Origin of the sequence: Rubripirellula reticaptiva (assembly GCF_007860175.1) — a bacterium.
Classification (GTDB): domain Bacteria; phylum Planctomycetota; class Planctomycetia; order Pirellulales; family Pirellulaceae; genus Rubripirellula; species Rubripirellula reticaptiva.
Genome location: NZ_SJPX01000002.1, coordinates 1,075,711 through 1,098,245, shown reverse-complemented (window position 1 = coordinate 1,098,245; position 22,535 = coordinate 1,075,711). Strand labels below are relative to the sequence as shown.

28 protein-coding genes and 1 riboswitch are annotated in these 22,535 nt (G+C 54.8%); of the genes, 11 read left to right on the top strand and 17 right to left on the bottom strand.

The window, feature by feature from the left end; all coding sequences use genetic code 11:
* Positions 1 to 46: 46 nt before the first annotated feature.
* The 10 genes from Poly59_RS10370 to Poly59_RS10325 form a co-directional block, all read right to left on the bottom strand.
* The gene (locus Poly59_RS10370; RefSeq protein ID WP_146533979.1) at positions 47 to 1,036 is read right to left on the bottom strand and encodes a nucleoside hydrolase; all 990 of its coding nucleotides are present in this window, start codon (positions 1,034 to 1,036) and stop codon (positions 47 to 49) included.
* 5 nt (positions 1,037 to 1,041) lie between these two features.
* Complete coding sequence (locus Poly59_RS10365; protein ID WP_146533978.1) at positions 1,042 to 2,058, bottom strand: nucleoside hydrolase; 1,017 nt, start codon at positions 2,056 to 2,058, stop codon at positions 1,042 to 1,044.
* A complete protein-coding gene (locus Poly59_RS10360; protein WP_146533977.1) occupies positions 2,055 to 3,014 on the bottom strand; it encodes an ABC transporter permease in 960 nt (319 codons plus the stop codon). Before Poly59_RS10360 ends, Poly59_RS10365 begins: the two co-directional genes overlap by 4 nt.
* On the bottom strand, positions 3,011 to 4,540 hold the full coding sequence (locus Poly59_RS10355) for a sugar ABC transporter ATP-binding protein (RefSeq protein WP_146533976.1): 1,530 nt from the start codon (positions 4,538 to 4,540) through the stop codon (positions 3,011 to 3,013). Before Poly59_RS10355 ends, Poly59_RS10360 begins: the two co-directional genes overlap by 4 nt.
* Positions 4,537 to 5,529, bottom strand: coding sequence for a sugar ABC transporter substrate-binding protein (locus Poly59_RS10350; protein WP_146533975.1), 993 nt, complete (start codon positions 5,527 to 5,529; stop codon positions 4,537 to 4,539). Before Poly59_RS10350 ends, Poly59_RS10355 begins: the two co-directional genes overlap by 4 nt.
* Positions 5,517 to 6,470, bottom strand: coding sequence for a ribokinase (gene rbsK / locus Poly59_RS10345; RefSeq protein ID WP_246151532.1), 954 nt, complete (start codon positions 6,468 to 6,470; stop codon positions 5,517 to 5,519). The genes Poly59_RS10350 and rbsK overlap by 13 nt, the downstream gene beginning before the upstream one ends.
* A complete protein-coding gene (locus Poly59_RS10340; RefSeq protein ID WP_146533974.1) occupies positions 6,467 to 7,516 on the bottom strand; it encodes a nucleoside hydrolase in 1,050 nt (349 codons plus the stop codon). Before Poly59_RS10340 ends, rbsK begins: the two co-directional genes overlap by 4 nt.
* Positions 7,516 to 8,538, bottom strand: coding sequence for a LacI family DNA-binding transcriptional regulator (locus Poly59_RS10335; RefSeq protein ID WP_146533973.1), 1,023 nt, complete (start codon positions 8,536 to 8,538; stop codon positions 7,516 to 7,518). Before Poly59_RS10335 ends, Poly59_RS10340 begins: the two co-directional genes overlap by 1 nt.
* A gap of 78 nt (positions 8,539 to 8,616) precedes the next feature.
* On the bottom strand, positions 8,617 to 8,817 hold the full coding sequence (locus Poly59_RS10330) for a hypothetical protein (RefSeq protein WP_146533972.1): 201 nt from the start codon (positions 8,815 to 8,817) through the stop codon (positions 8,617 to 8,619).
* Complete coding sequence (locus Poly59_RS10325; protein ID WP_146533971.1) at positions 8,814 to 9,071, bottom strand: hypothetical protein; 258 nt, start codon at positions 9,069 to 9,071, stop codon at positions 8,814 to 8,816. Before Poly59_RS10325 ends, Poly59_RS10330 begins: the two co-directional genes overlap by 4 nt.
* A gap of 536 nt (positions 9,072 to 9,607) precedes the next feature.
* Between Poly59_RS10325 and Poly59_RS10320 the strand changes: the two genes are divergently transcribed.
* The 5 genes from Poly59_RS10320 (at position 9,608) to Poly59_RS10300 (ending at position 13,528) form a co-directional block, all read left to right on the top strand.
* Positions 9,608 to 9,844 (top strand): helix-hairpin-helix domain-containing protein, encoded by a 237-nt coding sequence (locus tag Poly59_RS10320; RefSeq protein WP_146533970.1) that lies wholly within the window; start codon positions 9,608 to 9,610, stop codon positions 9,842 to 9,844.
* 106 nt (positions 9,845 to 9,950) lie between these two features.
* Positions 9,951 to 11,192: an RNA polymerase sigma factor gene (locus tag Poly59_RS10315; RefSeq protein ID WP_146533969.1), complete on the top strand. Its 1,242-nt coding sequence runs from the start codon at positions 9,951 to 9,953 to the stop codon at positions 11,190 to 11,192.
* Between the two features lie 116 nt (positions 11,193 to 11,308).
* Positions 11,309 to 12,199, top strand: coding sequence for a VOC family protein (locus tag Poly59_RS10310; protein ID WP_186776144.1), 891 nt, complete (start codon positions 11,309 to 11,311; stop codon positions 12,197 to 12,199).
* 33 nt (positions 12,200 to 12,232) lie between these two features.
* A complete protein-coding gene (locus Poly59_RS10305; RefSeq protein WP_146533968.1) occupies positions 12,233 to 12,640 on the top strand; it encodes a VOC family protein in 408 nt (135 codons plus the stop codon).
* A 42-nt stretch (positions 12,641 to 12,682) separates the two neighbouring features.
* Entirely contained in the window at positions 12,683 to 13,528 is an 846-nt protein-coding gene (locus Poly59_RS10300; protein ID WP_146533967.1) for a YciI family protein, read from the top strand.
* A gap of 162 nt (positions 13,529 to 13,690) precedes the next feature.
* Here the strand turns inward: Poly59_RS10300 and Poly59_RS29340 are convergent, their stop codons facing one another.
* Complete coding sequence (locus tag Poly59_RS29340; protein WP_186776143.1) at positions 13,691 to 13,945, bottom strand: hypothetical protein; 255 nt, start codon at positions 13,943 to 13,945, stop codon at positions 13,691 to 13,693.
* Between Poly59_RS29340 and Poly59_RS10295 the strand changes: the two genes are divergently transcribed.
* The 4 genes from Poly59_RS10295 to Poly59_RS10280 all read left to right on the top strand — a co-directional run bounded on the left by Poly59_RS10295 (position 13,935) and on the right by Poly59_RS10280 (position 15,812).
* On the top strand, positions 13,935 to 14,315 hold the full coding sequence (locus tag Poly59_RS10295; protein ID WP_146533966.1) for a YciI family protein: 381 nt from the start codon (positions 13,935 to 13,937) through the stop codon (positions 14,313 to 14,315). The genes Poly59_RS29340 and Poly59_RS10295 overlap by 11 nt on opposite strands.
* A gap of 2 nt (positions 14,316 to 14,317) precedes the next feature.
* A complete protein-coding gene (locus tag Poly59_RS10290) occupies positions 14,318 to 14,728 on the top strand; it encodes a DoxX family protein (protein WP_146533965.1) in 411 nt (136 codons plus the stop codon).
* A gap of 75 nt (positions 14,729 to 14,803) precedes the next feature.
* Positions 14,804 to 15,175 (top strand): VOC family protein, encoded by a 372-nt coding sequence (locus Poly59_RS10285; RefSeq protein WP_146533964.1) that lies wholly within the window; start codon positions 14,804 to 14,806, stop codon positions 15,173 to 15,175.
* A 133-nt stretch (positions 15,176 to 15,308) separates the two neighbouring features.
* Positions 15,309 to 15,812 carry a DinB family protein gene (locus tag Poly59_RS10280; RefSeq protein ID WP_146533963.1) on the top strand — a complete coding sequence of 168 codons (504 nt, stop codon included), beginning with the start codon at positions 15,309 to 15,311 and terminating at the stop codon, positions 15,810 to 15,812.
* Positions 15,813 to 15,843: 31 nt separating this feature from the next.
* Here Poly59_RS10280 and sugE read toward each other — a convergent pair whose 3' ends face one another.
* The gene (sugE, locus tag Poly59_RS10275; protein WP_146533962.1) at positions 15,844 to 16,185 is read right to left on the bottom strand and encodes a quaternary ammonium compound efflux SMR transporter SugE; all 342 of its coding nucleotides are present in this window, start codon (positions 16,183 to 16,185) and stop codon (positions 15,844 to 15,846) included.
* Positions 16,186 to 16,214: 29 nt separating this feature from the next.
* A riboswitch (guanidine-III (ykkC-III) riboswitch) is annotated at positions 16,215 to 16,280 on the bottom strand.
* 103 nt (positions 16,281 to 16,383) lie between these two features.
* Between sugE and Poly59_RS10270 the strand changes: the two genes are divergently transcribed.
* Together Poly59_RS10270 and Poly59_RS10265 are read left to right on the top strand one after the other, a co-directional pair.
* Positions 16,384 to 16,866, top strand: a complete 483-nt coding sequence (locus tag Poly59_RS10270; protein ID WP_146533961.1) for a MarR family winged helix-turn-helix transcriptional regulator — start codon at positions 16,384 to 16,386, stop codon at positions 16,864 to 16,866.
* A 20-nt stretch (positions 16,867 to 16,886) separates the two neighbouring features.
* Positions 16,887 to 17,486, top strand: a complete 600-nt coding sequence (locus Poly59_RS10265; RefSeq protein WP_186776142.1) for an antibiotic biosynthesis monooxygenase — start codon at positions 16,887 to 16,889, stop codon at positions 17,484 to 17,486.
* Here Poly59_RS10265 and Poly59_RS10260 read toward each other — a convergent pair.
* From Poly59_RS10260 to Poly59_RS10240, 5 genes are read right to left on the bottom strand one after another with little or no spacing between them, the layout of a single operon-like run.
* Entirely contained in the window at positions 17,464 to 18,597 is a 1,134-nt protein-coding gene (locus Poly59_RS10260; RefSeq protein WP_146533959.1) for an ABC transporter permease, read from the bottom strand. The genes Poly59_RS10265 and Poly59_RS10260 overlap by 23 nt on opposite strands.
* Positions 18,594 to 19,277: an ABC transporter ATP-binding protein gene (locus tag Poly59_RS10255; protein ID WP_146533958.1), complete on the bottom strand. Its 684-nt coding sequence runs from the start codon at positions 19,275 to 19,277 to the stop codon at positions 18,594 to 18,596. The genes Poly59_RS10260 and Poly59_RS10255 overlap by 4 nt, the downstream gene beginning before the upstream one ends.
* Positions 19,278 to 20,837 (bottom strand): efflux RND transporter periplasmic adaptor subunit, encoded by a 1,560-nt coding sequence (locus tag Poly59_RS10250; RefSeq protein WP_146533957.1) that lies wholly within the window; start codon positions 20,835 to 20,837, stop codon positions 19,278 to 19,280.
* A gap of 2 nt (positions 20,838 to 20,839) precedes the next feature.
* Positions 20,840 to 21,361 carry a hypothetical protein gene (locus Poly59_RS10245; protein ID WP_146533956.1) on the bottom strand — a complete coding sequence of 174 codons (522 nt, stop codon included), beginning with the start codon at positions 21,359 to 21,361 and terminating at the stop codon, positions 20,840 to 20,842.
* Between the two features lie 19 nt (positions 21,362 to 21,380).
* The gene (locus Poly59_RS10240) at positions 21,381 to 22,535 is read right to left on the bottom strand and encodes an ABC transporter permease (RefSeq protein ID WP_146533955.1); all 1,155 of its coding nucleotides are present in this window, start codon (positions 22,533 to 22,535) and stop codon (positions 21,381 to 21,383) included.

Genomic DNA, 22,535 nt, shown 5'->3' with positions numbered 1-22,535 from the left:
TTCGTGAGTTCGTCTACCGTTTCAATCATGCCAAAGGGTGTTTACCTCACTTCGTTGTCATCAATTCGTCGATAACCTTAGTCAGCCGGTCGGGAGTACCGGCAATCTCGACGTACTGGTGGTGCCGGTCTCGATCGGTTCGGAACTCCGTGTGTCCGTCAGAATCTACAATCACGCGTCCACCCGAGATCACTTTCCAAAACGACGGCTCCGGGCCTCGAACGGCCAGCAAAACGGCGGCTTGGTCATGCGCGGGCTTTCCTCGATCGATCGCAAAACCATCAAGAAACGGTCGCAATTCAAAGGCTCGTCGAATTGGGTTGTTTCTTTGGACGTTCTTTAGCGGTTCTCCGCAATGCAAAGCCGCTCCGACTTCGTATCCTTGCCAGAGAATTTTCCCTGGCCACTGATTGACCACTGAAACTGCCGCTGCGATATCCAATCGAATGTTCGTTTCCGGTTTAGGAGATTTCGGAAACTCGCCACCCATGATGACGGTGCGGCGAACCTTCTTCATGATCAGCTCTACACCGCTGAATTCGCTGTATCTGTCGCCGCGAGAATTGACGAGATCTTCCAGATTGCTCAACGCGCCCACACTACAAATCACGATGGAGTGATCGGCTGCGTCGGCGAGTGTCTTGCGGTACAACGGCAAGGCGTCGGGCATTTCATCATCAGCACGCGCATCGTGCGGAAACTCATCGCGTAGTGCAGGCGTATAGGCGCTGACTTTGTTCCAAGCGAACTTGGCTCCATCCTTGTCAGTGCCGATCGGAATGTCGGGGCGACCGTAAAAGGTGTTGATCACATCGCAGGTAGCCGCCGATGCGGTCGAGGCCCCTCGCCGATTCGTCACGACCGCAAGAATCTCAGCCTCCCCTTTATCAGCAAGCGCATGAAGGACGGCCAGCGCACCGGCGTCGTCGCAATCGTTGTCCATGTCAGTGTCAAAGATGACCTTCACTGATGATTGACCGTTCGCGACCACAACGCAGTGAAATGCTAACAGGACAGTCAGGCAAACTTTCATCATCTTGGTCACTCCGTGGATGGTGGTTGGCTGACAAGAGTCCGCTGAACTTCGACCACTCGCACGGTTTGGATGTTGTTCATCTTCAAGTAGCGATGACGTCCGGATTCGCTTTCCGTGAACTCAGTGAAGCCGTCATCGGCCACAGACACTGATCCGGCTGGCGACAGGCCAAAGTAGCCATCGTTTGGGCGAACCGCGTAGAGCACGCTCGTCAAATCCCAAGTGGGACGGTCATGCTCGGGACCGCAGTACAACAAGTACGATTCGCGAATGACATGATGCTTTGTGTAACCAAAGTCCCTGGCAATGCTCTTCCTTGGATAAGCAGCGCGAATGCCGATGTTGAAGTCGCTCCAAACGACGGGGATTTCGTTTGGCCACTGCTGGACAAAACGCTGCATCGACCCGACGTGATTGCGGACGTTGGCTTCCAAGTAATGGGCGTTTTCGTTCACGGGGTTAAAGGCTCCGGCCATGATGGACAGCAGCTTGACCTTTTGGCGAACCAGATCGTCGCCCGGTAGCGGGCTGATCTCGTCAGCAGGTGACTCCAGCAGATCGGCGATGTTGACGGCAAGCCCGACGGAAACGATCGAGATCGAATTCGAATCTGCACCGGCCAGCACTTGTCGCAATAGCTTGACTGCGTCGGGCGCGTCGGAACTTTTTAGCAAATCGTGGGAGTAACGAAACGCACCGTTGTCCCTTTTGTCGGCCAGCCCGACATACTTGCTGTCTCTCGGGTAATCCCCTTTCGTGACACCGATGGGAACATCCGGTCGACCATAGAACGTATTGATCGCGTCGACCATCGGTCCGTTTTGCGGATGCGTTTTTGAAACCGTCACTGCCTCGATGGTGCATTCGGCACGGTCGGCCAAGGTGTGCAACATCGCTAGTGCCAGTGCATCGTCGACGTCACCGGCGATGTCGGTGTCAAACACAATTTTTGCGGGGGCGTCGGCCCAGCCGATGATCGGAATCCAAAGGGTGAGGCACAATACGGAAATTTGATTCTTCATGCTTCTGATTTCTCCCAGTTGCGTCGTACGGTGTCGATCAACACGGCGATGATGATCACGACTCCGGTAATGATTTGTTTGTTTGCGTCCTCGACCGACATGCGGCTGAGTCCCGTTTGCAGCACCGCGATGACCAGCACACCGAGGAACGTGCTGATCGCGTTTCCCCGTCCTCCCATCAAGCTGGTTCCGCCGATCACGCACGCTGCGATTGCGGATAACTCGATGCCGTTGCCCATGCCGGGATCGGCCGCTTCCATCAGTGATGTTGGGGCCAATCCAGCCAGTCCGCACAGCAGGCCGCTGATGACAAAGACTGCGATCGCGTACGGAGTCGTGCGGATTCCCGACATGCGAACGGCTTCCGCATTGGTGCCGATGGCCACACAGTAACGACCGAACACTGTGCTGCTGATCAAGAATTGCACGGCGAAAACGGCAACGATGGCGATCAAGAACGCCGGTGACAGCCCAATCCCCGCCAGCGGTTCGCTGATCACCGCGACGTCGGAACCGATCGTCAATGTTTTCGATTCGAGTAATCGGCGGGTGGCTCCGCGGGCGATCTGCAGCATGCCAAGCGAGACGATGAACGACGGAATCCGAAACCAAATCGAGATTGCTCCGGTTGCCCAGCCGCACGTTGCAGCGGTTGCTAAACTTGCCAAGATCGCCGGCCCCAACGACCAATCGTGCTTCGCCATCAATACGCCCAGCACGGCGCCGGCGAGCGCCATCACACTGCCGACCGACAGATCGATTTGCCCGATGACCAAGACCAGCGTCATCCCGACCGCCAACAGCGTCAACTCAGGAATTTGGTTGGCGATCAGCTTCGCCGTGCTGATCTGAAAAAAACTATCCGTTCGCAAACTGAAGACCAAAATCAACAGGGCAAGTGCCGTCAGCAAACCACCGTACTGCAATACGGTTCCCTTCATCTGTTTCGTGATCATGCGATCGCCTCTGCCCTTCGGTAACCAGCGAATGCAGCCTGCATGATTTGATCCGAGGACCAACAGCCGCGTTGAAAGTCGGCGATCCATTTCCCGGCCGAAATGACACCGATTCGGTCGCACGTTTCGAGCAACTCGTCTAGATCACTACTGACGATGACGATCGCTTTACCTGCCTGGGCGAGCGACTCGATCAGTCGATAAATCTGCCGGCGCGCAGCGACATCGATGCCTCGAGTCGGCTCGTCAAAAAGGAATACTTCGGCGTCGCGAACCAACCATTTGGAGATAGCGACCTTTTGCTGGTTGCCTCCACTGAGCGTGGCGACCAGTTGATCGATGTTGTTACATTTCGTTTCAAGTTTGCGGGCCATCGCTTCTGCCGCCTGTCGTTCGCGTTGTTTGCGAATGACTCCCAGCGATGCAAACCGCTTGCCCAGCGAACCAATCGACGTGTTGAATCGGATCGGCTGTCGCAGTAGCAAGCCGTTTTGCTTGCGATCTTCGGTGACCATCGCAAGCCCCGCCGTGACAGCTTGGCGGGGATGCGAAAAACGTGTGGCCAGACGATCGCCGACTTGGACGGTTCCTTGCTCGGCTATGTCGGCACCAAAAACAGCTCGCAACAGTTCGGTGCGGCCTGAACCGACCAAACCAGCGATCCCGAGCCGCTCGCCGTGACGCACGGAAAATGAAATGTCTTGGACGACACCCGCCGTGATGCCACTGACGTGCATCGCCGTTTCGCCTGTCGCATACGAATGAAAGGAGTGCCGCTGGCCCGTCGATTTCCCCGCCATCAGGTTAACCATGTCGTCGGTGGTCAGCGATGACGTTTCTTCGGTGCAGACGTGTTTGCCGTCACGCAATACCGTGATGCGATCCGATAGCTCGGCAACTTCATCCAACCGATGACTGATGTAGATGATGCCGATTCCTTGATCACGTAATGCTCTCAATCGCTCGAACAGACGCTCCGTTTCGCGAACACCCAGAGCCGCCGTCGGTTCGTCCAGGATCAGCAATCGACACTGGCGATCCAAAGCCGTCGCGATTTCGATCATTTGTTGTCGGCCAACACCCAGCGTGCCCATGATGGCGTCGGTTGCAACATCGTTCAAATCAAAGCGGTCGAGAATTTGTCTCGCCCGATCGGCAAGTTGGCGTTTGCGGATCACACCGAGAACGCTTGGCATTCGCGTCAGAAAGATGTTTTCTGCAACCGTAAGTGTCGAAACTTGATTGAGTTCCTGCTGGACGATTTGCATTCCGGCGCGTTCGGCCGTCTGTTTATCGCGCGGAAGATACGCGTCGGCTGCGTTTGACTTCTCGTTTGCGATCGACATTGCCCCGCCATCGCGCGTCAGCAATCCGGCAATGATTTTGCACAGCGTGCTCTTGCCCGCGCCGTTAGCGCCAAGCAATGCATGGATTTCCCCGGCGCGCACGTTCAGCGAAACACCATCGAGCACCGTGACGCTGCCAAATCGTTTCGTGATATCCGTCACAGTGAACAGCGGCTTCATTTCGCGTCCAGGTTTTCTTTGGCGACTAGCGTTTCTTTGATGACCAAATCGACTGGTGTTTCCACATCAACGACCGCTGTGGTTTTGTCTTCGATCAATTTCAATGCCGTCTCGATTCCGTAGACTGCCAACTGGTCGCCGTGCTGGTCCGCCGTGGCAAGCACCTTGCCATCGCGAATCGCCGTTTGCACCGCGGCGATGTTGTCGAAGCCGACAATCAGCAAGTCGTCACTGCGACCGACACTTCTGGCGGCCGCGATTGCGCCCAACGCCATGCTGTCGTTGGCAGCAAGAATCGCCTTAATCTCCGTATGTTCACTTAGCATCGACGATGCAATCTCGTTGGCCTTCGACATCTCCCACTCGGCCGACTGACTGTCCACGATCGTAACTCCGGCGGCGTTCATTGCGTCCTCAAAACCGGCTTTGCGTGCGCGACCGTTCTCGGAAGTTTGCAGGCCTTCCAAAATTGCAACCGAGTCACTTTTGGCAAGCTGTGTTGCCAAATAGTCACCAACTGCTCTTGCTCCCGCTCGGTTGTCAGGTCCAACGAACGGAATTTGCAGCCCTTCCTTGGACAACATTTCCGCATCCAGCTTGTTGTCGATGTTGACGACGATGATGCCCGCCTTGATGGCACGCCTGAGCGACGGAATCAATGCCTGAGACTCGGCTGGCGCAATGACAATGGCATCGACGTTGCTGGCAACCATTTCCTGCACTAAAGCGACTTGGCGACTGACATCTCGTTCGTCCTTGATCCCGTTGACGACCAATTCGTATTCTCCGCTGTCCTGCTGGTGCATTTCAGCGCCGCTGGCCATCGTCGAAAAGAATTCGTTTGCGAGCGACTTCATGATCAACGCAACTTTTGGTTTCGTTGATGAATCCGAGTTCGGCGCGTCTGTGGTTGCCGATCCTTTGCAACCGCTTAACAAGCAGAAACAGGTCAGTCCTGCGGCGATCGATAGTTGACTTATTTGTGGCATGTTTGAATCCTTAAGGCATCGATTTCAATTCGGTTGGCAAGACTTTGCTGGGCGCCAAACTTTGTGGCCGCCAACGCTCCTGCAATGCTGGCGAACCGAGTCGCCTGCAATAAGTTTGACGTGCGCGCCCACTCAACGGCGAGGGCACTCGCGAAAGCATCGCCCGCCGCTGTGCTGTCCACGGGCTGGATGGGCGTCGGTGCGACGTGATGAAACGTTTCCCCATCAAGCAACACGGTACCTTTCTCGCCCATCGTCACGGCGACGTTCTTTGCGCCACGTGATTGCAGTTGCAGTGCTGCTGATCGGGCATCTTCGATTGTGTTGATCTCGATTCCCGTGATAGCCGCTGCCTCGGTTTCGTTGGGGCAGACCAGATCGACATCAAGCAATTCGTCCGTCCAGTCCCTAGCGACCGGCGCGGGATCGAGGATGCATCGCACATTATATTGTTTGGCGATCCGAATCGCAGCGATCACGCTTGGTGTCGGAATCTCTAACTGCAACATCAACACGTCGGCGCACGCGATCACCTCGCGATGATCCTGTACGTCAGATACCGAGACCTTTCCGTTGGCACCTGGAACCACCAAGATCGAATTTTGGCCCGAACTCTCTACTGTGATGACTGCCAGTCCGCTGGTGCAATCGGCCGTTGTCGCAACCGTACTACAGTCAACGTTATGCTTGGCAAGATTGGCATGCAGACGATCGGCAAACGCATCACTGCCGACACGACCGATCATGCGAACCTGTCCGCCGACCATTGCAGCACCGACCGCCTGATTGGCACCCTTGCCGCCACAGATTTCAGACGCCGACTCGGCAGTGATCGTTTGCCCGGGTTTCGGCATTTCCTGACAGCAAACGACCAAGTCCATGTTGATTGAACCGCAAACGACGATTCGCGGCGCGGGTGTGCTTTCGTTTTCGGATTTCAATTGCCGGACCCTGCTGCGTGGCCTGCCGGAGGCTGGCTGGAAAGTTGCACCAGTGCTTCGCGAGCCCGACCCTTTTGTTCGTCTTTCAAGATCAAGTACCGATCACGACCGCCTGTCGATTCTTCAAACGTGGTCAGCCCATCGTCGGCGACCTGCACACGTCCCGCCGCCGATAGGTCGAAGTACCCATGGTCGGGACGAACGGCCTGCAACACCGACGTCAAATCCCAGGTCGGGCGATCGTGTGGCGGAGGAATGTAGAGCGTGTAGGCCTCGGGCAGCGGATGATGCGGCACGTATCGGTAGTCCTGCAAGATGCTTTCGTGCGGATACGTCAGATTCTTGCCGATCTCAAACCCGCTCCAGATAATCGGCGTTGGCCAATCTTGCACCAAAGCTTTCGCTGCTGGGATGTCTTTGACGATGTTGTATTCCTTGTGATCGTACAACTGACCTTTCTCGTTGGCGATTTGCCGGAACGCGCCTGCCATGACCGACAGCAATTTGACCTTCTTCTTTACCAGTTGCATGCCGTTCAAATCGCTGTGTTTATCAGCGGTCGACAGAAGCAAGTTTGCCAAGTTTGTCGAGAAACCAACTTGAGCAATCACCACGCTGCCGTCTTCTTGACCGGCCAGTGTTTCTCGCAGTACCGCAACCGCATCAGGGGCGTCTTTGCCGCTGCGCAAGTCGTGTGCGTAGCGGTCCTTTCCGTCATCTTGCTTGGCTGCCAAAACGTTGAATTTCCCGGGTTCGGGCGTGACGCCGCTGCGGCATACGCCGATTGGAATGTCGCCTCGTCCGTAAAACGTATTGACGACGTCCGTGAACGGAGCCGCAAGTTCATGATCCTTCGTGATCGTGACCGCCAGCAGCTCGCACTCGCCACGTGTCTGCAGTGAATGGATGACGCCCATGGCGAGCACGTCATCGCAGTCGTTGCCAATGTCCGTGTCGAAAATCAGGGGAACGGGACGGAATTCGCCTTCGGCGGCGACAGCCGTTGTTGCGAGAATGCAGCCGGCAATCAGGGTAAATAGTTTCATCAATCTTTCACGCTAGAAATGGAGTTTCGAATAATGACTTGTGTCTTGATATCGTGTCGTTTTTTTCGCTTCCTGCCTTTGGAATTCGTTAAGGCACGCAGAACCAAGTCGGCAGCAAGCTGACCGATGCCATCAACATCCTGGCAAACGGTCGTTAGCGGTACGTTCATCAAATCCGCATACGGAGAATCATCAAACGCAACAACCGACAGGTCTTGCGGAACGTGGCGTTCCGATTTGATTGCGGCGCGCAGTGCACCCATTGCGTTCGGTGTGCTGAAAGCAAACAAGGCCGTTACGTCTGGTCGGTCAGCGAGCAATTGCATGGCGGATTCGAAACCGGATGTTTCGGTAAAGTTGTTTCCCATCACTAAAGATTGATCAAACGAAATCCCAATCTCCGCGAGTGCTTCCGCATGACCGCTCAACCGCTGCTCGTTGGGCAGCGTTCCGGGTAACCCCTGCAACACGCCAATCACGCGGTGCCCCTTCGTCGTCAGCAGGCGTGTTGCTGTAACGGCTCCCACACGATGCTCTGAAGTGACCTGCAGTAATTCGCAATCGGGAAACGTACGATCGGCCAGAACAACTGGTGTACCCCGTTCGTTGATTTGTTGTAAATGTTTGCTCTCAGTTCCCACTGGGCAAACGACAAGTGCCTCAACCTGTCGGTCTTCGAGTTGCTGCAGCAACCGAATTTCGTGTTCCGTTTGTTCGCGGCTGTCGGCAACGATGACGCTGTAGCCCTCGGCCTCTGCCGACAGCGCAATCGACTGTGATATTGAAGCAAAGAAGGGATTCGACAGGTCCGGCACCACAACTCCTACCAGTCCAGTTTTCTTTAGCCGAAGTGACCGCGCCGTTTGGCTGGGGCGAAACCCCAACATGTCGGCCGCCTCTTTCACTCGCGTCGCCGTTTCATCGCTGATTCGGTATGCCTTCGCATGGCCGTTCAGCGATCGTGATGCTACCGAAACGCTGACACCGGCCTGTTCGGCTACTTGACTAAGGGTCGTCGTCATTGCGGCTAGGCTCCTTCAAAGACTTGTGCACAAACGATTGTGCTTCGGTATCTTATCAGGCGTTTTCGGGATTGCAACTCATTCGGTCGTGGTGAACGCTGCGATCTCTCGCATGTGGTCGCGGACGTCGGGATTGCTGTACACGTGTTCGGCCATCTTGGCGTACATCGTCGTGAACCGGTCATTCGTAGCCAGGTCACCGAAGACAGGTTTGAACTTAATGAACGACAAGCGATCCTCGCTGGTCGCCTTTGCTGCTTTGTGCAATTCGGCTTTCATTGCATCGGTGACTTCAAGTGGTTCGCCGTTTCGCTGCTGCGTGCATTCGCAACTTTTGCACATCGGTCGTGAACCGTCGTCCAGTGGTAACGGATGTCTTCAGCGTCTTGTTGGTTCAATGGGTCGCACCGCGCTAGCGGCGGCTTCGTCATCCACGAACCGGGGCTTTCGCCCAAGCGGCCAAACATTGTGAATGCAAACGTTGCAAAATCGACAAGTCGTTGGCGAGTTTCGCTGGGGCTAAGAATTTTCACTGCTAAGACTTGAGCTCGTCGCAGGAACGTATCCGCGAAACTTCTCTAGTTTGGGTTGTAATCGCGGGCGAGGTCGTGATCGTGGGAGTCCACCGCCGAACTGGGATTGGCTTCCTTGTTTTTGGAATTGCTGCTCTCGGTTTTTGCTTTCCAGTTGATCGACGCGGAGCATCAATTGCACGACAAGCACTCTTAAGTCGTGGTCGTTGATTTCGACCAGTGTATTGGCCGATGTTAACTAGGCTGCCAGCATTGCCGTCGTTTCGCAGTGCTGGCCGGTGAATCCATCGAAAGATTCGAGTTGCATTTGTTGTGGACTGATAGGTCTGATGAAGTCGTGGTTCTGCTATCGCAGCGTCGCTGCCTCGCAGGTGCAGTCGACGCGTGTTAAAACTGTCCAACCGTTAGTCGTTTCGATCGGAAATGTACAGCCAAGACGGCAAGGGGAATTGGATGTGTCTGACTGCCCCGAAAATTTTGTCCTGAAGTCAGTCGAGCGACGACATATGACAAGAGTTTAGTTGCAGGAGATGGGGATGAGTTGTCCAGCCGAAGAAAGTCAGGCTCTCTTGGCCGTCAAAGGCATTGGTCCGACGGTGGTGGATCGGCTCGAGCAGATCGGCATTTCATTGCTACGAGATTTGCGGCAATGCTTTGTCGACGAGATCACGGTGTCAGTGGCAACGAAGATGGGCACAACGTGGTGGAGGAACAGCCCGCAAGCGAAGCAGGCGATTCAGAATGCGATTGACGATGCACAGAATTCAGAATGAGCATTGTGCCAATGCCTCTTCTTGTCCGAATCGTGTCGCTGGTGTTGTTGCCGTCTCGTTTGTGAAGCTGGCTAGCCAAGTGGCCGTAATCGGAGAGTAGGACCGAATGAACAATTGTATTGTTCGTCAGCAAGTGGACGAACTGTTTCGCACGCAGTCGCGGAAGGTGTTTGCGTCGCTGGTTCGACTGTTGCGTGATTTTGATTTGGCCGAGGAAGCGATGCAAGAGGCATTTGCGGCGGCGATCTTGCAATGGGATGATGACGGCATCCCAGCGAATCCTGCGGCATGGTTGGTTTCGACCGGGCGATTCAAAGCGGTCGACATCATTCGCCGTCGCGAAAAGGTTCTCGCGATCGCCCCAGAGGTTACCCGGCGCATTCACGAAGTTTGCGAAGCCAACGTCCAGCGGGCTGGGGTGGAAATCGAAGACGACCAGTTGCGATTGATTTTTGCGTGTTGTCACCCGGCGATTGATCCGAAAGTGCAAGTGCCACTGACACTGCGTGAAGTTTGCGGCTTGACCACCGAAGAAATCGCCAAAGCGTTTCTCACGCCTCCAGCGACAATGGCCCAGAGAATCGTGCGCGGCAAAGCAAAGATTCGCGACGCTGGAATTCCATTTGTTATTCCAGGCTTGATCGACCTGCCCGCACGGCTCGACGGAGTGCTTTCGGTGATCTACTTGATTTTCAATGAAGGGTACTCTGCGTCGAGCGGGGATTCCTTGCTTCGCAGCGAGTTGTCGGAGGAAGCGATTCGTTTGTGTCGGCTGTTGCTGGAGTTGCACGCCGATGCCGAAGTGCTGGGACTGCTGGCGCTGATGTTGCTGCATGAGTCGCGGCGAGCGGCGCGAACGTCAAACGATGGCGAGATCGTTCTATTGGAAGATCAAAAACGTGGTTTGTGGGACCGCGAAAAGATTTTCGAAGGCAAGCGATTGGTCGAGCAATCACTTGCAACTCGGCGCTTCGGGTTCTACACATTGCAGGCAGCGATCTCGGCAGTTCATGCTGACGCGCGGACGGCAGCCGATACAGACTGGAACCAAATCGTCGCTCTGTATTCGGTTCTGGTTCAGGTCGACCCGTCGCCGGTGGTTGAGTTGAACCGAGCGGTCGCGGTGGCGATGCGAGACGGCCCCGATGCGGGAGTCATGCTCATCGACGTGCTTCTGGAACAAGGTGAACTTGCCGGCTACCATCTCGCGCACTCGGCACGCGGCGAGCTGTTGCATCGAGCGGGGCGAACCACCGAAGCGGTTGCGGCTTTCGAGCAAGCGTTGGAATTGACGCAACAGGAGCCGGAGCGTCGTTTCCTGAAGAAGCGGTTAGCTCAGTTCGGCTGAGACGGGCAATCAAAATAAAATTGCTGCTAAATGTCGATTTGTCGGCACCCCGTTCGACTACTAGGTAAATCACGGGAGAATGCATCTGACAAACACAGATCCACACGGAGAAACCAATGAAATACGTTTGTTTGGGCTACATCGAGGAAGGAAATTGGGATTCGCTATCAGAAGCCGACGGGCAGCAGGTCTTGGATGAGTGTTTTATGTACGACGATCAATTGCGCAGCGGTGGCCATTTTCTTGGTGGCGAAGCACTCGGTTCGTCACGCGATGCAGTGACTTTGCGGATCAAGAACGGGCAAGTCGATGTTACCGATGGGCCGTACGCTGAAACGAAAGAAGTGCTCGGTGGCATTCTCTTGCTGGACGCCCGTGACATGGACCACGCCATTGCCCTGATGTCGAAGCATCCGGGAGTGAAAATGGGACCGTTTGAAATTCGTCCCGCCGACCAACAGATCAACTCGCTGATTGCCGAACGCGGGGTTGGATTTGCGAAAACGAAAGAAAAATCGATAGCGACGAAGCCAGCGAAAAACACGATTTGTCTTTGGTACGACGGCGACGCCGAGGCGGCCGCTCGATTTTACGCCGAGACCTTTCCGAACTCTTCCACCGGCGCGGTGCATCATGCGCCAGGCGACTATCCTGCTGGGAAAAAAGGAGATGTACTGACTGTCGAGTTCACGGTGATGGGCATGCCCTGCCTCGGACTTAATGGAGGCCCCGGTATCGTGCACAATATGGCGTTCTCTTTTCAGGTCGCAACTGCCGACCAAGCCGAGACGGATCGCTATTGGAACGCCATCGTGTCGGGTGGCGGCGAAGAGAGCCAGTGCGGTTGGTGCAAAGACCGATGGGGAGTGAACTGGCAGATCACGCCGATCGTGCTGACACAAGGCTATACCAATCCTAATCCAGCGGTCGCCAAACGAGTCTTCGATGCGATGATGCAGATGAAAAAGATCGACGTCGCTGCAATCGAGGCGGCGATTCGCGGTTGATCCGAAACAATTCATTCTTCATCGAGAAAAGAAATGACGAAAAAGATATTCGTGAACTTCCCCGTCCTCGACCTCAGAGCTTCGATGGCCTTTTATAAGGCGATCGGATTCGAGAACAATCCACAGTTTACCGATGATACTGCAGCATGCATGGTGTGGAGTGATGTGATTCACGTCATGTTGTTAACACACGATAAATGGCGGACGTTCACCGATCGACCGATACCGCCAACAACCTCAAGCGAAGTGGCGCTGTGCATCTCCTGCGACAGCCGGGAGGCAGTCGATGAGATAACCGCACTAGCTGGGAGCCACGGAGGATCCGCCGATATAAACCCGCCTCAAGACCACGGATTCATGTATGGGCGAAGTTTTACTGACCCCAACGGTCACGTTTGGGAACCGATGTGGATGGATCTCGTGGCGATGCAGCAGTCGTAATTCGTTTTGAAAATCAAACCTGTTTGAGTCACGGGATATCAAATGAAAGTAGTCGTCTTTGTCAAAGCAACCAAGAGTTCCGAAGCCGGCGAAATGCCGGACGAGAAGCTGTTGGCGGATATGGGAAAGTTCAATGAGGAACTAGTCCAAGCAGGAATCGTGAAGGCAGGTGAAGGGTTGAAGCCGAGTTCGGAAGGCGTTCGAGTTCATTTCAGCGGTTCCGACCGAAGTTCAACCGACGGTCCATTCGCCGAGACAAAAGAGTTGGTCGCCGGTTTCTGGTTATGGGAAGTCGCTTCGATGCAGGAAGCAATTGACTGGGTCAAGCGATGCCCCAATCCGATGCTGGAAGATTCGGACATCGAGATTCGTCCGCTGTATGCAACGGAGGATTTTGCCGACAGCGATCCTTCGGGCGTGTTGAGCGACCAAGAATACAAGCTGCGCGAGACAGTCACGATGCAACAGGCCGTGGTTCAGCCCTACCTGTTCTTTGCCGGACGCTGTGAGGAGGCGCTGGGTTTTTACGAGCAAGCAATGGGGGCAACCGTTTTGATGAAGATGCGGTTTAGCGAAAGTCCTGATCCCGTTCCCGACGGTATGCTGCAGCCTGGGTTTGAGGAAAAGGTGATGCATGCCTCTTTCAAGATCGGCAAGATGACACTGATGGCGTCGGACGGTTGCGGAGACGCGACGAGTCATCAGGGATTTCGTCTGGCAATGTCGGTCGAGAATGAGGCTGTTTGCGATCGTGTGTTCACGGCGCTTGCCGAAGATGGCAACGTCGAGATGCCGCTGGGGAAAACGTTCTGGTCACCGCGATACGGCATGGTTACCGACAAATTCGGTATTGGCTGGATGGTGATGGTTCCCGGCGAACAGCAGTAGGCAGTCAACAGCAACGATGGAGGTTGTAAAATGACTAAAGTCACGGAAAGTGGTGATTGCGGAAACTCGCCCAAGAACCATGTTGTGCAGAACATCGCCATCGCGCTCGAGACTGGCAAAGTCTCGGAAATCGGATGAGTTGAGACCGCCGTTTGGCGGTAATCAGATAGTCGGGACATTGTCGGAGACGATGCTATTCTTGACGCGATAAAGATCGTGACAACATCGGACACGGTCACCGTGGATCATGCCATTTCGCACGGAAAGGTCGGCGCCGCCAGCGGAGTTAAGGTCATGGCTAACGGGCAAAGGCGACGTTTCTGTCATGTCATCGAATTCACAAGCACCAAGGGCAACAAAGCCGCCAGCATCCAGAGTTACTGAATAACCATATTGGGAGTTTTCGATGAAATACATGCTATTGATCTATGGTGCCGAGGATGGCTGGACCGAGGATGAACGCAAAGCCTGCATGGTCAAGTCCATGTCGATCTGCGAGGAACTTGAAAGGGAAGGCAAATGGATCGCTTCCTCGCCACTGCGGTCCGTGACGACTGCAACCAGCGTCCGCGTTCGTGATGGCAAGCGTCAAATCACCGACGGCCCATTTGCCGAAACAACCGAACAGCTTGGCGGCTACTACATTATCGATGTGGACGACCTTGACGAAGCAATCGCGATCGCCGAGCGACTTCCGCCTGCGAAGAAAGGCACTGTGGAAGTTCGTCCGATCGAGACGCTGCCGGAACAGAACCAAACGCCAACCGTAAAAAACGAAAGTAATTGAGTATGTCTAAATCGAAAGTCACTGGATGGGGACTCAGCGTGTTGTTGGCTGCCTTCCTTGTATTTGCCAGTGCGAGTGGCAAGTTCACTCAGTGGGAAGGCAAGGCAGAGATGTTTAGCCATCTCGGTTGGGATGAAGGGTTGATGTTCAAAGTCGGTGTCGTTGAAGTCGTGTTGGCAGTACTTCTGCTGATTCCTCGTACGGGGTTTATTGGCGCCATTCTGTTGACGGCCTACTTTGGTGGAGCAACGGCATCGCACGTGCGTGTGGGAGATCCGTTCTTCTTTCCCATCATCATCGCCGTTGTGATGTGGATCGCGTTGGGTTTGCGCGACCCTCGCGTCTTTCAATTGGTGGTTCAAGCGTCAACGAATTTGCCGTCCATTGATGACCAACGGGAAGTCCCCCAATGACAGAGCACTCGTAATTCAAGAACGGCGTTTGGTAACGTCGTTGAACCCTAATTCAAGCAAAAGGAAATCAGAACAATGCAAAGTAATCCCGTATGTTGGTTCGAAATTTACGTCCAAGATCTTGGCCGTGCCAAGTTGTTCTATGAGACGGTACTCGGAACGGAGCTGACTGAGTTGCAGATGCCCGAAATCGAAATGTTGACCTTTCCAATGGACATGGACGGTTCAGGTGCGGCAGGTGCGCTCGTGAAAATGGACGGGTTTCCGTCAGGCGGCAACAGCACGCTGGTCTATTTTGCCTGCGAAGATTGTGCGACCGAAGCATCGCGAGTCGAATCTGCGGGAGGCAAAATCGAGAAGCCCAAGTTCTCGATCGGTGAGTATGGTTTCATCGCTTTGGCCGTCGATACCGAAGGCAACATGTTCGGTCTGCACTCGCAAAAGTAGCCATTCGCAATCGCGGTTTGGTATCCTCTCTCAATCCTATTTCGTGCTCGTAATCCTAGTTCGTCTGTGTTGTCCGGTGGTTCGTTAACACCTATGTCGGATCGATTGAATCTAGAATGAATTCAGGAATATTATGACCATCGGAAAAAAATTGCTGCCAGAGTTCGACAACGAGATGGCGGGCACGCGAAAAGTGATTGAGAGAGTGCCCGACGCCAAGCTTGCATGGAAGATTCACGAAAAGTCGAACACGATCGGCTGGGTTGGTTCTCACTTGGCCAATCTTCCGTCGTGGGCAACGATGACGATCGAAACCGATTCCTTAGATGTGATGCCGAAGGACGGCGAACCGTTTAAGGTGCCTTGTTTTGATTCGGTCGAAGAGATTGTTGCTGCCTTCGATAAGAATGTTGCTCGTGCTCGCACATTGTTGGATTCCGTTAGCGACGAGGAACTTCACAAGCCGTGGAGTCTGTTGAAGACGGGCGAAACCATATTCACCATGCCGAAGTTTGCTGTTCTGCGAACTTGGGTGATGAACCATATCGTCCACCACCGCGGCCATTTATGCGTCTACTTGCGAGTGAACGACGTTTCTGTTCCTGCACTGTACGGTCCGTCAGCGGATGAACAGTGATGGTGGCGTGCTTGGCGAATTTGCGAGATGGTTAGTCTATGTTTGAAGTCGTGGCAGCCGAAGTTGCTTTGAGTCCGATGATCGCGATGACCATCAGCAACAAGAAGAGAATTCGTGCCGGGGACGTCGATTCACCGAGTGCGAGCATTCCAAAGACGGCGGCCCCAATTGCACCGATTCCGACCCAGATCGGATAAGCGGTGCCGATCGGTAAATCTCGCACGGCAATCGCAAGCAGAATCATGCTGGCGACTAACGCAGTCACGGTCCAAACCGATGGCCAAAATCTGGTGAAGCCGTCGGTGTATTTTAGTCCTACGGCCCACCCGGTTTCCAGCAAGCCTGCAACGATCAGCAATATCCACGAAACCATGACGATCTCCTACGGGGGTTCATCTCGCAAGTGCGTCGTCTTTTCGTAACCGGGGACGGCGCATCTCGTCCGGGACCTGAGTTTTAGCGGTCAGATTAGCAGGAGCCAACGGGGCGAAATCTCTTGACGTATTATGGTTGACGCGTAAGATACTTGTTTGTGAAGTATGTGGGTTCAACAAATGCCGAGGACTGCGTGATGGCCGCTGGAAAACTACAGGACGAGTTGAAGCGGAAGCAACCGTTTGCTTCGGTAGAGCAGGAAGCAATCCTAAGTTTGCTTCGAACGGGCGATCAACTCGAAAATCGACTGGCTCGGTTCTTCCGCGAGCATGACCTGACACTATCACAGTTCAATCTGCTGCGCATCTTGCAAACCGAAGATCGCGAGATCACTTGCGGAGAAATTGCTGAACGGATGATCCAAGTTGTGCCGGCGATCACTGGTCTTGTCGATCGACTCGAGCGCCAGGGTTACGTAGTCCGTAGACGCTGTATCGAAGACCGAAGGGTCGTTTATGTCGGCATCACTACAAAGGGCATCGAAATGATTCAGTGGGCGTTTGACCCGCTGATTGAACTAGAAAAGCGAACTTTGAAACGCATGACTCGAAGCGATTTGAAAGAGTTGATCCGGCTGCTCGAGAAAACTCGTGCGTCGATGGAAGCGAGTGCCGAATGATGAGCACAAAGTCATCAACGATGGATTCCTCGATAGCAAACGAGCCTTCAACGATTCTTGCAACGGCATGTCCGGCGACCGGGAAAGAACACTTGTGGGAACAAGCGATCGGAGAATTGATTCGCACCTCACTAAGTTTTCCAGGTCATTTGGGCGCGACTGTCTTGAAGCCACATACGGCTTTGGATCGTCAATATCGTGTCATTACCAAGTTTGATAGTCACGAACATATGCAGCGTTGGTACGACTCGCCGGAACGGCAGGCCTGCGTGGTGGCACTAAGCGCGTTCGAGGCGAAGCCAGCCGATATCCAGCACCTAACTGGGTTGGAAGCCTGGTTCGAGCCGCCGCAATTGGAAGCTCACACCGAAGTCGCTAAGCAGTCGCATCCGCCAAAATACAAAATGGCGGTGATCATCTGGATTGCTGTTTACGCCACCGTGTTACCGATGATCGCAATGCTGAAGCCCATGGTTGCGGGGATACATCCATTGGTCAGCAGCGCAATGCTCGCTGCGGCTAGCGTGGTGCTGATGACGTGGATTGTGATGCCGATACTGACTCGCATCTTCCAGGCCTGGTTGTTTCCTACAGCAGTTAAGACTGACGCAGCGAATTGACGATCGGAACGGTTGCCGCTTGGATTGCCGGTGCCAAGCCAGCCACGACACCGACGACCAGTGACACGATGGTCCCTGTGATCGCTAGTCCCAGTGACGGACGAAACGCGATCGTTGCTCCTTCGGCTCCAATCGCAAAGCCACCGATCCCGAGTGCCGTCAGGGCAAGCAATGTGCCTGCGATGCCACCGACAAGACACAGAATCGTGCTTTCGGCGAGAACCAGTCGCATGGTTCGCATCGGCCGGACGCCGATCGTTTGCAGGACTGCGTATTCTTTGATTCGATCTTGAACACTCATCACCGTGGTCGTTGCAACAAGCGACAGTACCAAACCGACGCAGGCGTATCCCAGCCAGTGGGCAAACCCAATCAAATCGACCAGATCCGATAGAGTGCTGGCCTGAAAAGCACCTTTGCGGCGAGTTGTTGTTGCTACGGAACCGGCTCGCAAGGTTGCATCGATTTCGCTGGCAACGCGATCAGGGTCAGCATCGTGCTCCAGAAGCACTTCATGTTGGGTGACCAGTCCCGCAGCATCGAGCCCGCGTGTGTATTGCAGGAACGCGAGACTGGTGTAGATCAGATTCTCTTCCGACGGCACGGTTGATTCGAAGACGCCCGCGACTTTGACCGAGATGTCACCGATCGAGAATTGATCACCGGTTTCTAAGCCACGCCGTTGGGCCACGTTGCGCCCGACAATCGCAGCGTCACGTTGCGCGGCGAACTGTTGCCAGTTGCCGCTGGTTAGTTTGATGGGACGAGTTTTCTGGATCTGTGCAGGGTTCGCACCGTTGAACACCACGATATCCAAGCTGGCGCGACAGTTGTTCGTCCAAACTTGGATCGGCATCACGTCACGGACCCCCGCGACTTCGCGGATCCTACTCGCGTAGTCTTCGGGTAGACGGCTCGTCGTCGGACAAAATCGATTCTCTTGAAACACAATCAGGCTGCGATCAGCATCCGCCCCCGTTGTCAGCCGGTTCAAACCTTCCTGCACCGAGCCGACAAAGCAAAACACGAACATCGCCACCGCAGCACCGGTCACGGTCAGAAGAGTGCGCGTGCGATGACGCCAGAGTGTTTTTAGGACATAGGATGTCATGAACGAACCCTTTCCAAGAACTTGCCTCGATCCAGAACCATTTGACGCGAGGCAATGCTGGCGACGTCGCTGTCGTGCGTGACCATCAACATCGTGATGTCGAGTTCTTGATTGAGCCGTTGCAGCAAGACTTGGATTTGCTCGCTGGTTTCCACGTCAAGGCTGCCGGTTGGCTCATCCGCGACGACGACTTTGGGGTGAGCAACAATTGCTCGCGCGATTCCAACCCGCTGCTCTTGGCCGCCCGAGAGTTGTCGCGGGTAGTGGTCGGCACGATCGCTTAATCCGACCGCTTCTAACGCTAAGTTAACGCGTTGCCGGCGCTGTTGTGAGGACAGTTTCAAAAGCAGCGTCGGAAGTTCTACGTTTTCATAGGCCGTTAAAACCGGGATCAGATTGTGCGTTTGAAAAATGTAGCCAAGATTGGCCGCTCGCCAATCCGCAAGCTTGCCGCGAGATAGCTTCGTCACCTCGGTACCGTCGACCATAATCGTTCCCGAATCTGGTCGGTCGATACCGCTTACCAGATTCAGCAATGTGCTCTTGCCTGTACCACTTGGTCCCATCAAGGACATGAACTCGCCCGCTTGGATGTCCAAGTCGATGTTGTCGAGAGGCGTGATCGTCTCATCGCCTTTATGAAAGCTCCTGGAAACGCCACGCAGTTCTACTAATGCCATTTAATTGATCCCCAAAGTTTGATGGTCGCCCGTCACGACCACGGGACTGCCTGGTTTTAATCCGTCGGCGTTACTGGCGATCAGTTTGTCGGTCGCCTGCAGACCAGACCTGATCTCGATCAGTCCATCATCGCTAAGGTTGCCCGTATCAACGGCCCGGCGTTGGGCAACGTTTGCCGCGTCGACGATCCAGACAAAGGTGCCTGAATCTGCGGATTGAACCAGCTGGTTTGGAACAAACATGCGTTCGGTTTCGTTAGGTCCCTTCCCCGGACTGTCGGTGACCGGGGCCAGGAAGCTTGCCGCGACCAGCATTTCAGGGCTGACGGTTTCCGGCGGTGCGATCAATTCGACCTTCACTTCAAGCGTGTTCTTTTGAATGTTGGCCGTGCTTGTCATTTGCAGAACGCGGCCTTGGATGACACCCTTGGTCGATGCGGTTTCGATCTCGACCGACTGGCCGTGGGTAACCATTGGGACGTCCTCTAGTCGAACATCGGCACGAACTTGCAGTCGATGCGGGTCATACATTTCAATCACCGTGCTCGAGCTTTGCCCGGCGGTTGAATCGAGACCCATGACGCGAGTTCCGGGAGCCGCAATCAGCCGCAGTACGCGTCCACTGATCGGGGCGCGAACGACGTTCCGATCAAGAGTCAGTTCTGTCTGGCGCACTTGCAGTTTGGCCTCGTCGCGCATCGCCTCGGCGGATTGCAACTTGGCTTTCGCTTCTTCGACTTGACGCGTTTCTTCGACCAGCAATTTGATTTGCTGTTTGATCGCGTTCACTTTGTTCGTCAGTGCATCGATTTCGCGTTGTAAGTTTGGTTGCCGACTGAGAAGCTCTTTTAGATCGGCATCTGCGGTAGCGTGCTCGCTTTCCGATCGAGCGATAATGCGGCCAGAAATCGCTCCTTTGGCTGATCGTTTTCCTTCCATGCTGCCTCGCGCGAACTCGGCGTTGGCCTGGGCAGCCGTGATCAGGAACGGCAACTTGGAAAGCTCTGTCATCGCTTTCGCCAAGGTGCTTTCCGCGTCTGCTAATTGAACTTGCAAATGCACCGGATTCTCGACGCGAATCTTCGCGGCGTCGAGTTCCGCTATGGCTCGGTTGACTTCGCCGTCACGGATCGCGAGCGTGTTCTTTGCTTGCTCGACGATCAGTTCGGCGTCGATTGAGATTAGCCTTGCAATTGCTTCGCCCTTTTCAATCTGCTGTCCCTCGACGACCAATAGCTCTTCGATCACGCCCGGCGCGAGCGCCGCAACGCTAATCGCGGTTGGTCGAGGTTCGATCCAGCCCGGTGCTTGAAACAGCGTCGTACCGGCCTGTTGGATCTCGCTTCGTTTCACAATGACGGGAACGACTGTGACCGAAGTTGACGGCAACCATTGTCGACCTGCGGCCGCACCCAACAAGGCAACGAAGCCTGCGAAGATGCCCAGTGGCAGCACGTATCGCGTGAACCATCGTTTGCGACGACGGTTCGGCGTGGTTGTCTCGCCGTGCGGGGATCGATCGAGCGCGAGTCGGCTAAGGTCAATCGGAGGTTTTGCCATGACTATTGACCGGGCCGCACGAAGACTTGGTTCGCCGAGACCGTTAAATTGCCCTGGTCATCTCGTTTGGCTTTGCCTTTGACGACGACGGTCGACAATTCCTTGACTCCCAACAGTCCACGCGCACCATGAACCACGGGGCGCCCGGCTTCGTCAACGATCTTGACCGTCGCAATGTTGTTTTCGACTTGGTCTTGGGTACAGCAGTAGTCCCAGGGTGTCGGGCAGCCTTCGTCGTCGGCGCAGTAAGGCACCTTCGGATCAACGATCGTGAACGCCGCCAGTCCGTCAACAAACGGTTCGCTCGAACCGCCGATCAATCCGACCAGCGTCACCTCCGCACCGTCTTCGGTCGACTCGCGTGCTTCCCCGACCGGAATCGCACCAGCAGGTTCGCTGTCGACCAAGTATGGGGACTTTGCTGCCGAGTAGCCTTCGGTTGGGGCGGTTGCCACTTCGGACGATCCGCATCCGGCGGCCAACAAGCTGATACCAACTAACGTCAAACTGAAATACATCTTCATTTCAAAACTCCACGAGAAACTAAACTGCCTTTAAACTGGTTGCGACTTCTGCTCGCAACGCTTTCAGCGCCGGTGGCAACGCACCCACGACACCCAACAACAATCCAACACCGCAACCGATTAAAATTGCGACACTGTCGATGCGTAAAGTGAACGCACCCATCGTGAACCGAACCGCAATGCCGTTCAGCATCGTCAGTGCGATCACACCTGACAGCAGCGAACCAGCCGCCGCCAATAAAACTCCTTCTTGCACCAAGCTGGCCAAGATTGCGCGTCGTCGATATCCGATCGCCTGCAGCGTCGCGATTTCACGATTTCGACCTGCAACCGCGCCGTACATCATGTTCAAACCTGCGAAGATACCCGCAGCGGACACTAACGCAACGACGAACCAAGCCAGTAGTCGGACTGGTTTGTAGTGCTGCTGCAACGACGCGTAGTAGTCGGTTTCTCGGATCGCCCTTAGTTCCAAATCGTTGCGTTCTTTGCAGAACAATTGGACTTCCGCCGCAGACCCACCCGGCGACAATAGCATCGCAACCAAGCTCAGGTCCTGCCGTTTGGTGGTCGATTGAAAGTCGCCAAGCTTGCACCAAATCTCTGATTCATAGGCCGCACCCCCTGCAGCAAAACGGCCACTGATCTTCCATTCCTTTCCTTCAAACCAAATGCTTTTTCCGACCAACAATGATTCGTCTGAACTGCCAAGTTTTGCGGCAACTAACCGTCCCACGATGACTTGTCCTTCGCCAGGCCATCCGCCCTCGATCAGTTTGACGGACCGGCGAACAAGGGGTGCGGACAGCGTCACGCCACGGACCAGGCCCAGCCCACCATCGCCTTCGTCCGTCTTCACTCGTGTGCCTAAATACAGTTCCGGCGAAACGTGCGTGACTCCGAACCGTCTCACCGCTGTGTTCAAACTTGCTGTCAACAACGATGGAGTTTGGGCAAGGATCGACGAGTTCTCAATGTTCTCTTCCGACGTGACGGAATAGACCAGCACGACTTGCTTATCTCCGCTGACAGCAAGGGATTGTTCTAGTCCACGAATGAATCCGACCACAACAAACACTAGCATCACGACGGTCGCTAGTGCGACCAGCGTCAGTGCGGTTCGCACCGGCCGACGGGCCAGATTGCGAACTCCGTATTCCCAGGGAAGCAGCAT